Origin of the sequence: Pseudomonas sp. RIT-PI-a, from assembly GCF_001187875.1 — a bacterium.
Taxonomy (GTDB): Bacteria; Pseudomonadota; Gammaproteobacteria; order Pseudomonadales; family Pseudomonadaceae; genus Aquipseudomonas; species Aquipseudomonas coleopterorum.
The window spans coordinates 591,629-605,739 of record NZ_LGIR01000011.1; the positions used below are offsets into that span (position 1 = coordinate 591,629).

Sequence of the window (14,111 nt, forward strand, 5' to 3'; positions counted from 1 at the left end):
CCGGCGGTGAAGCGCGGTGCGCTGATCACCCTCGCTGCGGTCGTTGGCCTGTTGCTGATCGTTCTGGTGACCCTTTCGCTGGTGCTGGGGACCCAGGCCGGCAGTCGTTGGGCGCTGGCCCGTGTGCCCGGACTGACCCTGGAAAACTTCAAGGGAACATTGGGTAGCCACTGGCAGGCAGACTCGCTGATCTGGCAGCAAGGCGCGACCCGCGTCGAAGTGCGGGCGCCCGAGCTGGCCTGGTCACCCAGTTGCCTGTGGCGTATGACGCTGTGCATCGACACCCTGCACACCGACGCCATTCTTGTGCAACTGCCTGCCAGTCAGGAACCGGCCAGCGACGGGCCGATCACACTGCCTGACCTGCAGTTGCCCGTCGCCATAGAACTGGGCGATGTGCGTATCGGCAGCCTGGAACTGGATGGCGTGCAGCAGCTCAGTGGTCTCGAGCTGGCGGCACACTGGACCGCCGATGGCCTGAAGATCGATCGCGGGCACCTGCAGCGCGATGACCTGGTGCTGGATCTGGACGGCACGCTGCGCCCCGGCGGCCAATGGCCGCTGAACCTCAATGCCCAGGTACAGTTGCCCAAGGTTGACGACAAGCCTTGGCAAGTCACCCTGAACGCCACAGGTGATCTGCTCGACACGCTGACCCTGAATGGGCAAAGCTCCGGCTACCTGCCGGCCGCCATAACGGGCACCCTGAAGCCGCTGGCCGAACACTTGCCGGCCCAGCTGCGCATTGTCAGCGAGGCGTTCAAACCCAGCGCCGGGCTGCCCGACACCTTGGCATTCAATCAACTGGAACTGCTCGCCAAAGGCGACCTGCAGGCTGGCTATGCCATCGATGGCCACGCCAGTCTGCCAGCCGAACAATCGCCGATGACGTTGGTGCTGAGCGCGCGGGTCGACGCCAAGGGTGCAGTGGTGCAGACCCTGGACATTTCCTCCACGACGCAGGAGCAGGTGCGGCTGGCTGGCAGCGTGGATTGGCAACAAGGTCTGGCGGCGAAGGCCACTATCGATTGGCAGGACTTCCCGTGGCACCGCCTGTACCCCGTCATTGCCGAGCCGGACGTGAAAGCTCGGCGTTTCAAAGGCGAGGTCGACTATCGCGACGGCAAGTACCTGGGCAACCTGAACGGTGCCTTCGATGGCCCAGCCGGTGCGTTTACCCTGGTGACGCCATTTAGCGGCGATCTGCAGCAAGTGTTCCTGCCGCAACTGGAACTGGTCGCGGGGCAGGGCAAGGCAGCAGGGCACCTGAACGTCAAGTTCGCCGATGGCGTAGCCTGGGACACGGCTCTGGACCTGAGCGCCATCGATCCTGCCTACTGGGTTGCGCAGATGCCGGGCAGCCTCGCCGGTCCGCTGCGCAGCACCGGTGAATTCAAGAACGAACAGCTCAAGCTGGATGCCGACTTGGACCTCAAGGGACGCCTGCGCGGGCAGCCTGCGCTGCTCCAGGCCAAGGCACAGGGCGCCGGCGAGCGCTGGACGCTGGGCAACCTCGACGTACGCCTGGGCGACAACCGTATCCAGGGTCAAGGCAGTCTGCAGCAGCAGATTCAGGCGCGACTCAACATCGATCTGGCTCGTCTGGGCCAGTTATGGCCCGGGCTGCAAGGGCAACTCAAGGGCCAGCTCGACGCAGCCGGTACCTTGCAGGCGCCCCAGGGCAAGCTCTCGCTGCAGGGGCGTCAGTTGGCACTGGACAGCAACCGTCTGCAGAACCTGACGCTGGACGCCGCCCTCGACAAGGCCCAGCGTGGCAATCTTGATTTGACCGCCGCCGGTATTCGCGCCGGTGACACCGACCTGGGCACCCTGACCGGTAAGGCCTCGGGCGATATCAAACGGCAGCAGCTGCAATTGGCGCTCAAGGGGCCGCAACTGGCTTTGGCCATCGCTCTGGACGGCACGCTGGACAAGGGCTTCACCGCGCAAAGCAGTTGGCGCGGACGGCTGTCCAGCGGTTCGGTCCAGGCCGGTGGGCAGGATTGGCGTCTGCAGGCACCGGCACGTCTTGAATACCTGACCGGTGGCCAGGTCAATTTCGGCGCCCACTGCTGGCGCTCGGGATCTGCCAGCCTGTGCGGCGAGGACCAGCGCCTGGCGCCGCAGCCGCGACTGCGTTACCACCTCAAGCAGTTTCCGTTGGACAGCCTGGCCCAATGGCTGCCGAAAGATTTCGCCTGGAAGGGCATGCTCAACGCCGATGTTGCAATCGACGTCCCTGCCAGCGGCCCGGCCGGTGAGGTCATGATCGACGCGGGCAACGGCACCCTGCGCGTGCGCAACAAGGACCAATGGATCGATTTCCCGTATCAGACACTGCGTCTGACCAGTCGCTTGAACCCCAAACGGATCGATACCGAACTCAACTTCCGCGGCGATCGCCTGGGACAATTGCAGGTCATCACCCAGATCGATCCCATTGCGCAGAACAAGCCGATCAGCGGCAGCTTCCGCCTGTCCGGCCTCGATCTTTCCATCGCCCGGCCATTCGTGCCCATGGTGGAAACCCTCAAGGGCCAACTCGATGGCAGCGGGCAGATCGCCGGTTCCCTGGTGGCGCCTCAAGTGAACGGCAATGTCACCCTCAGCGGCGGTCAGATCGCCGGCCCGGAACTGCCGACCACGCTCGAGGACTTGCAACTGCAGGCATTGATCGCAGGTGAAAGCGTGCGCCTGCAGGGCAGTTGGAAAAGCGGCAAGACGGGCCAGGGAACGTTGGGCGGCACGGTCGCCTGGGCCAACGCTCTGGACGTGGACGTGCAGCTCAAGGGCACGCGCCTGCCGATCAACGTCGAACCCTATGCGACGCTCGAAGCGGCACCGGATCTGAGTATCCAGATGAATGGCGAAAGGCTCGCCGTGGCCGGCAAGGTGTTCATTCCCAAAGGGGCCATCGTCGTCCGCCAGCTGCCACCGTCCACCGTCAAACTCTCCGATGACGTGGTGATCGTCGGCAACCAGACCGAGCAGGGCAAGACACCCTTGCCCATGGCGATCGATATCGATGTGGAAGTGGGCCAGGAAAAACTCACCTTCAACGGCTTTGGCCTGAGTGCCAACCTGGCCGGTCACGTGCACATCGGCGACAACCTCGACACTCGGGGTGAACTGGCGCTCAACGACGGGCGCTACAACGCCTATGGCCAGCGCCTCACCATACGTCGCGCGCGGCTGTTGTTTGCCGGGCCCATCAGCCAGCCATACCTCGACATCGAAGCGATCCGTACCACCGGCGATGTGATTGCCGGCATCCGCCTGACCGGCAATGCCGAGCAGCCTACCAGCGAGGTGTTTTCGGAGCCGACCATGAGCCAGGAGCAGGCGCTGTCGTATCTGGTGCTGGGTCGCCCGCTAGGCAACAGCGGCGAGGACAACAACATGCTCGCTCAGGCGGCACTCGGTTTGGGGCTGATGGGCAGTTCGGGGGTGACCAGCAAATTGGCGACCGACCTGGGTATCGAGGATTTTCAGCTCGACACCCAGGGCAGTGGCGATGCTACCAGCGTAGTGGCCAGCGGAAACCTGTCGGAGAAACTCAGTTTGCGTTATGGCGTGGGGGTATTCGAGCCGGCCAATACCATTGCCTTGCGCTATCTGCTCAGCAAACGTCTGTATCTGGAAGTGGCCAGTGGCGTGGCCAGCTCACTGGATCTGTTCTACAAGCGCGATTTCTGAGGGGTGAACCCGGGCCCGTGAATGGGCCTGGGGAATGCTCGACTAGCCAAGCGTGCGGCGGATATTGCCGATCTGGCGCTGGCTCAGTCCATATTTATGCGCCAGCACACTGCGTGAGGTGCCGTTGAGCGTTTCGTGGTGAATCTGCTGGTTGCGCCACTGCCGCAGAAAATGATCGGACTTGGGGATTTCCAGGGCCATGCCGGCGAAGCGCTCGATCAGCGCGGCCACCGTTTCGGCTTCAAGCTGCTCGGTCAGGCTGGTGCGTTGCGGGTGCTTGGGAATGTAGCGCGGGCGCCCGCCATACAGTTGCGTCAGTCGATAAGCTTGCTCGACGCCGATGCAGTCGATCAGTACCTGTAATGAGTGGGGGAGTTGCTCGACGTCGATCTGCTGAAGCTGTTGGGTGTTCATGGTGACTTCCTTGTGGCAGCAAATGGCCCATCCGGCCGGCAGCCATTCTTGTCCAGGCGCCTTTGGGGCTCTAGGAGTCAAGGGGTCTCTGGGTGTGGGCAGGTTCCGACAGGTACGTCGGAAATTTTCACCAAAAGTCGGCATCCTCCTCAGCAATGATCCAGTCGTTCAAGACCATCCCCTGTTGCGCCTCGGCGTTGTAAAATACGATTTTTCGCGCACTGACCTGCCTTCATGCGCAATCCACGCAACAGTGACAACCCGGATACTCAAGCCGGCCAATACCCCCGTCAGGATCCCCAGATGACTCAAGCTCAACGCATCAAATATTCCTTGCTGATCGCCTTGCTGGTACTACTGGCAATGCTCGGCCTGTCCTACCTGCAGACCCAAGGCGTGATCACTGAAAAACTCTTTCAATACATCGCCATGGGCATTGCCGTGCTCGTGGTTGTGATCAACGGCGTGATGCGGCGCAAGGTCAAGCGGCCGTGAACTAATTTTTCAGCGCGACGCTCCAAGACAGTGCAGCACACACCAATCACTGTTATGGAGTGCCCCATGTTCAAGAAGACTTTGACTGCCGTAGTTGCAACTTCCGCCCTGATGACTGCCGGCCTGGCGCTGGCCGACAAGCCGGGTGCGGGTTGGATCACCATCGAGAAAGCCATCGAAACCGCCAAGTCCAAAGGCTATACCCAGGTCACCAAGATCGAAGCCGACAATGATGGCTACTGGGAAGGCGAAGGTCTCAAGGCTGATGGCGTGACTTACGAGTTCCGCATCGACGGCGTATCGGGCAACGTGCTGCGCGACCAGAAGGACTGATTCGAGCGGGCTTGTCCTGAAGCAGGTGGGTATGGCGTACTAGGGTCTGTGTGAAAAGTCTTGAGACGAAGGTCAGGCAAGGCGAAAACAGCCGAGGAAGCGGAGTTTACGGGTTGCAAATGAGCATTCCGAGGCTGTTTTCAACGCAGCATCACCGAGTATCAAGGCTTTTCACACAGAGCCTAGGACTCTGTTCCATTCACGCCAGGGAGCCCATGATGCCTGCCAGCGACGCCTCGCAATCGTTGTCCTTCTCCGATCTGACGCAGCTGCTGCGTCAGATCTTCCTGCGTCATGGCACCTCGGTCGAGGTCGCCGACATTCTCGCCCACAACTGTGCCACCGCCCAACGCGACGGCGCTCACAGTCACGGCACATTCCGCATACCCGGTTACCTCTCTACCTTGGCCAGCGGCTGGGTGGACGGCAAGGCGCGCCCCGTGGTCGAGGATGTGGCGAGCGGTTACGTCGCGGTGGATGCCGCTGGAGGCTTTGCCCAGCCGGCGTTGGCCGCTGCGCGAGGGCTTTTGGTGACCAAGGCGCGCGAAGCGGGCATCGCTGTCCTCGCTATCCGCAACTCCCACCATTTCGCCGCGCTCTGGCCGGATGTCGAACCCTTCGCCACCGAAGGCCTGGTGGCTCTGAGCGTGGTCAACAGCATGACCTGCGTCGTCCCCCATGGGGGGAACAAGCCGTTGTTCGGCACCAATCCCATAGCGTTCGCGGCGCCTTGCGCGGGCAAGGATCCCTTGGTCTTCGACATGGCCACCAGTGCGCTGGCCCACGGTGACGTGCAGATCGCCGCGCGGGCGGGCCATTCGGTGCCCGTGGGTACCGGTGTCGACAAGCATGGGCAGGCTACGACCGATCCGGCGGCGATCCTCGAGGGTGGTGCGCTGCTGCCCTTTGGCGGACACAAGGGCTCGGCCTTGTCGATGATGGTCGAGCTGCTCGCGGCAGCGCTCACTGGCGGGAATTTTTCCTTCGAGTTCGACTGGAAGCGACACCCCGGCGCGCAAACGCCCTGGACCGGGCAACTGATCATCGTCATCGACCCCAGCAAGAGCGCCGGTCGGGATTTTGCCGTGCGTAGCCGCGAGCTGGTCGAGCGCATGCACGAGGCAGGGCAGACACGGTTGTCGGGTGACAGACGCTATCGTCAGCGGGTGTTATCGCACACTCAGGGTATTTCGATGTCGGTGCAGGAGGTGGAAAAACTGCGGGCGTTGGCGGGGGAGTGAAGGCAGGGCACAAGAGGGCCGCAGCGATCGGCGGCCCGGAGCTGAGGTGAATCAGTTACGACGGCCCAGCAACAGACCGAGCAGCAAGCCACAGGTCGCCGATGCGGCCACGGTCTGCCACGGATGGCCACCGATGTAGGTCTGCGTGGCTTCGACCACTGGCTTGGCGCGTTCACGCAGCCCGGCGAGGGAATAGGACACATGTTCGAGTTTGGAGTTGACCTGCGCGCGCACGGTGTCGGCCTCGTTGCTTCCCAGAGAGGCGCTGTCCCTGAGCATTTTTTCCGACTCTTCGATCAGCGCCAACAGCTCGCTGAAGACTTGATCCTTGATTTGATCCTCGGCCGATTGAGCACCTGATTTACGGGCCATTTCACTAACTCCTGGTGTTTATTAAGGCAGTGCAAGATGGAGTCCCAGCGCCCTGGAAAGTTGCATGAAGGGCTTGGGCGCGGCGTCTGTTCCTACAGATTTTCATGTATAGGCGTGTAAGATGTCGCCTGTTTTTTCTGCTGACAGGTACCTGCAATGAGCTTCAATCTCGCCAATCGCTCGCTGGCCGAGCGCGCCATGATCGAGGATGAAAAAGCCCGTCTCTACGAGCTGTGGCAAGCCAACCTGGGCAAGGCCAAAGCCGAAGCCGCGCGTCTCATCGGCGAAAAGGCCAAGCGCAAGGGACGCTGGGCAGAATGGGTGCGGGGCGAGTTGGATGGCATGTCACCGCCCGAATACGCCAACATGGTCCGCGCTGAAGTGAACAAGCTGATGGCGGCGGCACGTTGATTCACCCAGTGCGTCACAGCCCCAGGGTTGATCGGTCCGCGACCCCATACGCACTCAGTAGCCTGTTGCGGACGGCAGACTCAAGGTACCGCTGTCGCTGAAGCGCACCGTCCCGAACAGCCCCCCGGCAAGCTTGCCGTGCAGGCGGTAGGGCAAGCCGTTCAAGCTCTGCGCCGGGTTCAGGCCCACCGCCTGGCGCAATGCGGTCAGTGCAGAGACGCTGACCGGCACTACCAGCACGTCCTCCGAATACCGCTCTATACGGCCGTGCTGACTGCTGACGCCGCTGGCCAGCGGACGGCCGTTGACGTCCAGATTCACTGCCACGCCGTCGTACTCGATCGGCGTTTCGTTGGGGTTCTGCAGTCGCAGCTTGATGGCGAAGCGCAGTTCCAGTTCCTGCGCCGGCAAAGGCTCGATACCCACCACGCTGATCGACACCGGATCACGCTGGGGCAACAGCGAACAGCCCACCACGCTGGCCAGGAACGCTACGGTCAAACAACTGCGCAATAAGCGAAACATGGTTCTGCAACTCACCGGCCGAGCACGTCGCTCCCTGTCTGCGACCATCATCGTGGCTATCGGTTCGCCGCCCACGCGCAATGCGGGGCAGGGTTGAACACACCTCTATCATGAGCTGGCTTGATGTGTGCAGATGTTTCAAAGAACTGTTTCCGAGAATCGTTCAAGCACAGGGTTCAAGGAAACGGCGTTTCTGTGTAGTCAGCCACATGCCGTGAAAAAGTGCTGCCATCGAGTGCCCGTGATTGGGGCATCGTACGAAAAGGCGTGCTTCAACTTGGCGCGCCATCGGCGAAGTCGATGCCAAGGCAGCTTTCATATTCACAGCGCCAGATCGCCAGTGGGCGCCTATGGTTACTTTCAGGAACGCTCCTTTGCTCATCTCCACCTTCGAGGGCACACCCATGACCGTTTCGCAACTCAAACCCACGCTGGGCACACTGCACCTGTGGGGCATCGCTGTTGGCCTGGTGATCTCCGGTGAGTATTTCGGCTGGAGCTATGGCTGGGGCAGTGCTGGCACCTTGGGTTTCCTCTGCACGACGCTGATGGTCGCCGTGATGTACACCTGCTTCATTTTCAGCTTCACCGAACTGACCACCGCCATCCCCAACGCGGGCGGACCCTTTGCCTATAGCCTGCGTGCGTTCGGGCCCACCGGTGGAATGATCGCCGGGCTGGCCACGCTGATCGAATTCGTGTTTGCCCCACCTGCCATCGCCATGGCCATCGGCGCCTACCTCAATGTGCAGTTTCCAGGACTCGACCCCAAGTGGGCGGCAGTGGGGGCCTATTGTGTGTTCATGAGCCTGAACATCGTAGGCGTGAGCATCGCCGCCACGTTCGAACTGGTGGTGACCATACTCGCCGTGTTGGAACTGCTGGTGTTCATGGGGGTGGTGGCGCCAGCGTTCAGTTTTAGCAATTTCGCCCTGGGCGGGTGGGCCGGGTCGGACACGTTCAGCCTGGGCGCCTTGAGCGGCATGTTCGCGGCGATTCCCTTCGCCATCTGGTTCTTCCTGGCCATCGAAGGCGCGGCCATGGCCGCCGAGGAAGCCAAGGATCCCAAGCGCACCATTCCCCGGGCCTACATCGCCGGCATCCTGACCCTGGTGACCCTGGCCATCAGCGTGATGATCTTCGCCGGTGGCGTGGGTGACTGGCGCGCCCTGGCCAACATCAACGACCCGCTGCCGCAGGCCATGAAAGGGGTAGTAGGCGAGAACTCCAACTGGATGCACATGCTGGTGTGGATCGGCCTGTTCGGGCTGGTCGCCAGTTTTCACGGCATCATCCTGGGCTATTCGCGGCAGTTCTTCGCGCTGGCACGGGCCGGCTTTTTGCCTCCGAGCCTAGCCAAGCTGTCACGTTTCCAGACGCCGCATCGCGCCATCCTCGCCGGTGGCGTAGTGGGCATCGCGGCGATCTTCAGCGATGGCCTGGTCAATCTCCAAGGCCTGACGCTGACCGCAGCGATGATTACCATGGCCGTGTTCGGCGCCATCGTCATGTACATCATGAGCATGCTCAGCCTGTTCAAACTGCGTCGCAGCGAGCCACAACTGGAGCGGTCCTTCCGCGCCCCCGGCTATCCGCTGGTGCCGGCCATTGCCCTGCTGCTGGCGCTGGTGTGTCTGGTGGCGATGGTGTGGTTCAATGCCATGATCTGCGGGATCTTCATCGGCCTGATGGCCCTCGGCTCGCTGTTCTGCGTCTTCGTGCGCAGCCGTGGCGACCGCCAACCCGTACTGGCCAGCGAGTGAGGAGGGCAGCATGAGTTTCGTGCACAGCATCGGCGGGCAAACCTGGCGTTTCGACAGCCTCCGGCAGTTGATGGCCAAGGCCAGTCCGGCACGCTCCGGCGATTACCTGGCCGAGATCGCCGCCAGCAGTGATGCCGAGCGGGCGGCCGCGCAGATGGCGCTGGCCGAGGTGCCGCTCAAGCGCTTTCTGGACGAGGCGTTGATCCCCTATGAAGAGGACGAAGTCACTCGGCTGATCGTCGACACCCATGACGCGCAGGCTTTCGCTGCGGTCAGCCATTTGACCGTGGGCGGCTTCCGCGATTGGCTGCTTGGCGACGCGGCCAGTGAAACCAGCCTGCGCGCCTTGGCGCCAGGCATCACGCCGGAGATGGCCGCGGCCGTCTCGAAAATCATGCGCGTGCAGGACCTGGTCCTGGTGGCGCAGAAGATCCGGGTGGTCACGCGCTTTCGCAACACGGTCGGGCTGCGTGGGCGCATGTCGACACGGTTGCAACCCAACCACCCCACCGACGATCCGGCCGGCATTGCCGCCAGCGTGCTGGATGGCCTGCTGTACGGCAACGGCGATGCCATGATCGGCATCAATCCGGCCAGCGACAGCTTGAGCGCCATCAGCGAGCTGTTGAAGATGCTCGATGGCGTTATCGAGCACTACGGAATCCCGACCCAGTCGTGCGTACTGACCCATGTCACGTCCTCGATCGCGGCAATCGAACGTGGCGTACCTCTGGACCTGGTGTTCCAGTCCATAGCCGGTACGCAGGCGGCGAACAGCAGTTTCGGCGTCAGCCTGGCAGTGTTGCAGGAAGGCTACGAAGCGGGTCTCAGCTTGCGCCGCGGGACGGTCGGCAACAACCTGATGTACTTCGAGACAGGCCAGGGCAGTGCATTGTCGGCCAATGCCCACCATGGCGTGGACCAGCAGACCTGTGAAGCGCGGGCCTATGCCGTGGCGCGCCGGTTCGACCCTTTTCTGGTCAATACGGTGGTGGGGTTCATCGGGCCGGAATATCTGTACAACGGCAAACAGATCATCCGCGCCGGTCTCGAGGATCATTTCTGCGGCAAGCTGCTGGGTGTGCCGATGGGCTGCGACATCTGCTACACCAATCATGCCGAAGCCGATCAGGATGACATGGACATGTTGCTGACCCTGCTGGGTGTTGCGGGGATCAATTTCATCATGGGCATTCCGGGCTCCGATGACGTCATGCTCAACTACCAGACCACGTCCTTTCACGACGCCTTGTACGCGCGCAAGACGCTGGGCCTGCGCCCGGCGCCCGAATTCGAGGAATGGCTGGCGCGCATGGACATTCTGCAACAGAAGGATGGCCAGCTGCGTCTGGGCAGCGGCGTGCCGCCGTTGTTCGGCAAAGCACTGGGGCGGCTGGGTTGAAGCGCCCGTTTCCTCTGGTCATAGTGATGAGGTGAAAAGTAGCTCATGAATGATAAGACGCTGACACAAGGTGATCCCTGGCATGCGTTGCGTGCACTGACACCGGCGCGCATCGCCTTGGGGCGAGCTGGCACCAGCCTGCCCAGCACTGCACAATTGGACTTTCAGTACGCCCACGCACAAGCCCGCGATGCGGTTCACCTGCCGTTCGACCAGGCCGCGCTGGTACAGGCCCGTCCCGAGAGCCTGAGCCTGCACAGCGCGGCGGGTGATCGACATGTCTATCTGCAGCGTCCGGATCTGGGGCGGCGCCTGGATGAGGCGTCGCTGCACACCTTGCGTACTTATGCCGACGAGCATGCGACCGGTTTCGACCTGGCGGTGGTGATCGCCGATGGCCTCTCCGCGTTGGCTATGCATCGGCATGCGCTACCCATGCTCGAGCGCATCGAGCGGATTGCCGCTGACGAGGGCTGGAGCCTGGCGCCGATCTGCCTGGTGCAGCAAGGCCGGGTGGCGGTGGCCGATGAAGTGGCTCAGGCGTTGCGCGCGCGCATGGTGGTGTTGCTGATTGGTGAGCGCCCGGGCCTGAGCTCGCCCGACAGCCTGGGGCTGTATTTCACCTATGCACCGCGGGTGGGGTTGAACGATGCTGCGCGCAATTGCATTTCCAATGTGCGTCTCGAAGGCCTGAGCTACGCCACGGCCGCGCACAAGTTGCACTACCTGATGCGCGAAGCACACAAGCGGCAGCTGTCGGGTGTACATCTGAAGGATGAAGCGCTGGTACCTGAAATCGACAACGACACCCCCCAGCGCCCCGGCAATTTCCTGCTCCACGATCCCGCGTAGCAGCAACCCCTGTGGGAGTGGGTTGTATCAGAAATACCGCAGAACGCACTCATGATGCCTGTGGGAGCGGGTTCTACCCGCGAATGGTTCGGCGCGGTAGATGGACAAGGCCGGGTTGTATCAGGAATACCGCATAGACCGCCGACGCGGCTCGCGCCGCTGCTACAGGGGATCCTGTGGGAGCGGGTTCTACCCGCGAATGGTTCGGCGCGGTAGATGGACAAGACCGGGTTGTATCAGGAATACCGCATCGACCGCCGACGCGGCTTGCGCCGCTGCTACAGGGGGGGCGCAGCTGGTTAATGGCCTTGGCGCATTTTGTCGATATGAATCCAGAGGTTTTCATCCTCGTAGGATTCGATCACCAGGTTGGCGCCAGCGGATCTCAACGTCTGCGGCGATTGGCTGGTCGACAGCGCGACGGTGAACAGACCGGCCGCGACTGCGGCCGTCACCCCTGGCACCGAGTCCTCGAAAGCGATGCCAGCCTCGGCCCGGGCACCCAAACGTTGCAAACCGGTCAGGTAGGGCAGTGGATCGGGTTTGGCGCGCTCCAGCTCTTCGGCGACCACCACCTGCGGCAGGCGCTCGGCCAGGCCCAGGGCGTCGAGCATGTGTTCGGCATTGGCGCGCGGAGCGTTGGTCACCACGACCATGCCCAGGCCTTCGCGCTCGGCATGGTCGAGCAGGCGCAGCAGCCCGGCGATGGGCGTCAGTTGCGGGGCGAGGTCGCGAAAGCGTGCTTCCTTGCGATCGGCAAAGGCTTCATGCTCGGCCACCGAGCGATCCGGGAACAGGTACTGGCACATGTCGGCGTTGGCCCGGCCACTGGCGTGCAACTGGAATTCTTCGTGGGTGAAGTCGCGGCCTTCCTCGGCCAGCAATTGCTGGACGGCAAGCAGGTGCAGGGCGTCGGTTTCGGTCAGAGTGCCATCGAGGTCGAACAGCAGGGCTTCAAGCATGAATCGTCCATTCCATCCCAGGGTTTGCCGCAGTGTAGCAGCGTCGTCCGGCATTCCGATGCTAACCGCGTGTTACTGGGCGGATGGGGCTTGGCAATTATTTAGTGCGATGTTATTTTGCCACCACCTAAAGAGCCGCTCTTTGATGGCTACTCCCTCAGTAAATACCCTCTGAACAACTGGCCAGTCTCTCGCAGGAAGCTCGAGCCTGTCATTCGCGGGAAAGTGTGATGTCGGATAGTGTCCATGCCGCTGCTCAGGCGTTCGTCTCGAGCGATCGGCTTACCTTGTTGCCTGATCGCCGGCAGTTCCTGACTGACCTGGGGCATCTGTTGCTCCAGCACCCGGATGAGTCGCGCTACCTGGTGCTGATCGATGCCATGGACACCGCCTGGGCCCACGACATGACCTTGGCCTTGGGCATGGTCCCGTTCGAGAACCTGCTGTGCTGCATTGCACGCCGTCTGGTGCGTCTGCGGGCAGGCCAGGGGAGGGTGTATCACATCGGCCGCAAGCGCTTTGCCTTTGTGCTGGACGCGCAGCAAAGTGACGTCAGCGGCTACCTCGACATTCTCGTGCACGCCCTGCGTTGCACCACCCAGATCGAAGGCATGCCGGTTCGCCCCAGCGTCCGCGCGGGCGTCGCGCCCTTCTTGATCAACTTCGAAGCGGTCCGCGATGCCCTGCGCAAGGCCATGTACGCCGCTGAACTGGCCCTGCTCGCAGGCCAGCCGTGGGCGTGGTACGACCCGGTACGGGACAACGCTTATCGCCGGTCTTTCAAATTGGCTTCCGACGTTACCCAGGCGATGCGTGAAGGTCAGTTGCGCCTGGTGTTCCAGCCACGCTTCGCGCTGCACGAGGGTGAGCAGGTCAGCGCCGAAGCCCTGCTGCGGTGGGAGCATCCACGGCTGGGCCTGGTCTTGCCTGACGAATTCATTCCCGTGCTGGAAAGGAACGCCCTGATTCACAGCGTGACGCGCTGGGTGATCGACGCAGCATTGGCCAAGCTCGCCCAGTGGCCGGTTACCCTTCTGACCCGGCTTTCGGTGAACCTGTCGGCGCTGGATTTCGACGGCCACGACATCACCCAGGTCATCAGCAATGCCTGTCGTACCCATGGCATCGACCCGGAACGTCTGGAGGTCGAGATCACTGAAGGTGAGTGGTTGCGTACCAATCCGCAGGTACTCAGCCAGCTGTCGGCCATCCGTGACCTGGGGGTGGATGTGGCGATTGATGATTTCGGTACCGGCTACAGCAATTTTTCCTACTTGCACGAGATCCCGGCCAACGTGGTGAAGCTGGACAAGTCGATGATCAGCGGCCTGGAACACAGCCCTCGGCATCAACTGATCGTCCAGGCAGTGCTGGAACTGGCCCGCAAACTGGGCTACCGAACGGTTGCCGAGGGGGTCGAAACCTTCAAGTGCATGCAGGTGATCCGTGCCTTGGGCTGCGATGAAGCCCAAGGCTTCTATTTCGCCCGGCCCATGGTCGAACAGGAATTCCTGGGCTGGAGCGGCGCTTCGCGATTTCCATTGCGCAAATTGCTGGTGCCCACGCCGGAGTGATCGGGACCGTTCGCCCCCCCGATGGCATGAAGTGAAAATAGACGCTTTACTGTTCATGCATACAGTAGTAA

General features: G+C 62.2%; 13 protein-coding genes. 9 read left to right on the forward strand and 4 right to left on the reverse strand.

Translation table 11 applies throughout. From position 1 onward, the window contains the following. The first annotated feature begins 6 nt into the window (after positions 1-6). Positions 7-3,696 (forward strand): translocation/assembly module TamB domain-containing protein, encoded by a 3,690-nt coding sequence (locus AC788_RS04925; RefSeq protein WP_049859481.1) that lies wholly within the window; start codon positions 7-9, stop codon positions 3,694-3,696. Between the two features lie 42 nt (positions 3,697-3,738). On the opposite strand, the gene AC788_RS04930 is transcribed toward AC788_RS04925, so the two are convergent. After that, a complete protein-coding gene (locus AC788_RS04930) occupies positions 3,739-4,110 on the reverse strand; it encodes a Mor transcription activator family protein (protein WP_049859482.1) in 372 nt (123 codons plus the stop codon). 303 nt (positions 4,111-4,413) lie between these two features. Between AC788_RS04930 and AC788_RS04935 the strand changes: the two genes are divergently transcribed. The 3 genes from AC788_RS04935 to AC788_RS04945 all read left to right on the forward strand — a co-directional run bounded on the left by AC788_RS04935 (position 4,414) and on the right by AC788_RS04945 (position 6,179). After that, positions 4,414-4,605, forward strand: a complete 192-nt coding sequence (locus AC788_RS04935) for a hypothetical protein (RefSeq protein WP_049859483.1) — start codon at positions 4,414-4,416, stop codon at positions 4,603-4,605. 66 nt (positions 4,606-4,671) lie between these two features. Continuing rightward, positions 4,672-4,938: a PepSY domain-containing protein gene (locus AC788_RS04940; protein WP_049859484.1), complete on the forward strand. Its 267-nt coding sequence runs from the start codon at positions 4,672-4,674 to the stop codon at positions 4,936-4,938. Positions 4,939-5,156: 218 nt separating this feature from the next. Then, a complete protein-coding gene (locus AC788_RS04945; protein ID WP_236690462.1) occupies positions 5,157-6,179 on the forward strand; it encodes an Ldh family oxidoreductase in 1,023 nt (340 codons plus the stop codon). Positions 6,180-6,230: 51 nt separating this feature from the next. Here the strand turns inward: AC788_RS04945 and AC788_RS04950 are convergent, their stop codons facing one another. Beyond that, on the reverse strand, positions 6,231-6,551 hold the full coding sequence (locus AC788_RS04950; protein ID WP_049859486.1) for a DUF883 family protein: 321 nt from the start codon (positions 6,549-6,551) through the stop codon (positions 6,231-6,233). A gap of 156 nt (positions 6,552-6,707) precedes the next feature. Between AC788_RS04950 and AC788_RS04955 the strand changes: the two genes are divergently transcribed. Next, positions 6,708-6,962, forward strand: coding sequence for a hypothetical protein (locus AC788_RS04955; protein ID WP_049859487.1), 255 nt, complete (start codon positions 6,708-6,710; stop codon positions 6,960-6,962). 54 nt (positions 6,963-7,016) lie between these two features. On the opposite strand, the gene AC788_RS04960 is transcribed toward AC788_RS04955, so the two are convergent. After that, positions 7,017-7,487, reverse strand: a complete 471-nt coding sequence (locus AC788_RS04960) for an LEA type 2 family protein (protein WP_049859488.1) — start codon at positions 7,485-7,487, stop codon at positions 7,017-7,019. Between the two features lie 404 nt (positions 7,488-7,891). Here AC788_RS04960 and eat point away from each other — a divergent pair, with 404 nt between their 5' ends. The 3 genes from eat to eutC are packed head-to-tail and all read left to right on the forward strand — an operon-like array spanning position 7,892 to position 11,504. Next, the gene (eat, locus tag AC788_RS04965) at positions 7,892-9,250 is read left to right on the forward strand and encodes an ethanolamine permease (RefSeq protein ID WP_049859818.1); all 1,359 of its coding nucleotides are present in this window, start codon (positions 7,892-7,894) and stop codon (positions 9,248-9,250) included. Between the two features lie 10 nt (positions 9,251-9,260). After that, positions 9,261-10,652 carry an ethanolamine ammonia-lyase subunit EutB gene (locus AC788_RS04970; RefSeq protein ID WP_049859489.1) on the forward strand — a complete coding sequence of 464 codons (1,392 nt, stop codon included), beginning with the start codon at positions 9,261-9,263 and terminating at the stop codon, positions 10,650-10,652. 45 nt (positions 10,653-10,697) lie between these two features. Continuing rightward, positions 10,698-11,504 carry an ethanolamine ammonia-lyase subunit EutC gene (gene eutC / locus AC788_RS04975; RefSeq protein WP_049859491.1) on the forward strand — a complete coding sequence of 269 codons (807 nt, stop codon included), beginning with the start codon at positions 10,698-10,700 and terminating at the stop codon, positions 11,502-11,504. Positions 11,505-11,803: 299 nt separating this feature from the next. Here eutC and AC788_RS04980 read toward each other — a convergent pair whose 3' ends face one another. Next, the gene (locus tag AC788_RS04980; protein WP_049859492.1) at positions 11,804-12,466 is read right to left on the reverse strand and encodes an HAD family hydrolase; all 663 of its coding nucleotides are present in this window, start codon (positions 12,464-12,466) and stop codon (positions 11,804-11,806) included. A gap of 230 nt (positions 12,467-12,696) precedes the next feature. Here AC788_RS04980 and AC788_RS04985 point away from each other — a divergent pair, with 230 nt between their 5' ends. Beyond that, positions 12,697-14,040, forward strand: a complete 1,344-nt coding sequence (locus AC788_RS04985) for a putative bifunctional diguanylate cyclase/phosphodiesterase (protein WP_049859493.1) — start codon at positions 12,697-12,699, stop codon at positions 14,038-14,040. Positions 14,041-14,111: the final 71 nt, after the last annotated feature.

What these genes read in the sequence shown, in the direction of transcription:
- AC788_RS04930 (WP_049859482.1), bottom strand. Translation starts at nt 4,110, where the DNA reads ATGAACACCCAACAGCTTCAGCAGATCGACGTCGAGCAACTCCCCCAC.
- AC788_RS04935 (WP_049859483.1), top strand. Translation starts at nt 4,414, where the DNA reads ATGACTCAAGCTCAACGCATCAAATATTCCTTGCTGATCGCCTTGCTG.
- AC788_RS04940 (WP_049859484.1), top strand. Translation starts at nt 4,672, where the DNA reads ATGTTCAAGAAGACTTTGACTGCCGTAGTTGCAACTTCCGCCCTGATG.
- AC788_RS04945 (WP_236690462.1), top strand. Translation starts at nt 5,157, where the DNA reads ATGCCTGCCAGCGACGCCTCGCAATCGTTGTCCTTCTCCGATCTGACG.
- AC788_RS04950 (WP_049859486.1), bottom strand. Translation starts at nt 6,551, where the DNA reads ATGGCCCGTAAATCAGGTGCTCAATCGGCCGAGGATCAAATCAAGGAT.
- AC788_RS04955 (WP_049859487.1), top strand. Translation starts at nt 6,708, where the DNA reads ATGAGCTTCAATCTCGCCAATCGCTCGCTGGCCGAGCGCGCCATGATC.
- AC788_RS04960 (WP_049859488.1), bottom strand. Translation starts at nt 7,487, where the DNA reads ATGTTTCGCTTATTGCGCAGTTGTTTGACCGTAGCGTTCCTGGCCAGC.
- eat (WP_049859818.1), top strand. Translation starts at nt 7,892, where the DNA reads ATGACCGTTTCGCAACTCAAACCCACGCTGGGCACACTGCACCTGTGG.
- AC788_RS04970 (WP_049859489.1), top strand. Translation starts at nt 9,261, where the DNA reads ATGAGTTTCGTGCACAGCATCGGCGGGCAAACCTGGCGTTTCGACAGC.
- eutC (WP_049859491.1), top strand. Translation starts at nt 10,698, where the DNA reads ATGAATGATAAGACGCTGACACAAGGTGATCCCTGGCATGCGTTGCGT.
- AC788_RS04980 (WP_049859492.1), bottom strand. Translation starts at nt 12,466, where the DNA reads ATGCTTGAAGCCCTGCTGTTCGACCTCGATGGCACTCTGACCGAAACC.
- AC788_RS04985 (WP_049859493.1), top strand. Translation starts at nt 12,697, where the DNA reads ATGTCGGATAGTGTCCATGCCGCTGCTCAGGCGTTCGTCTCGAGCGAT.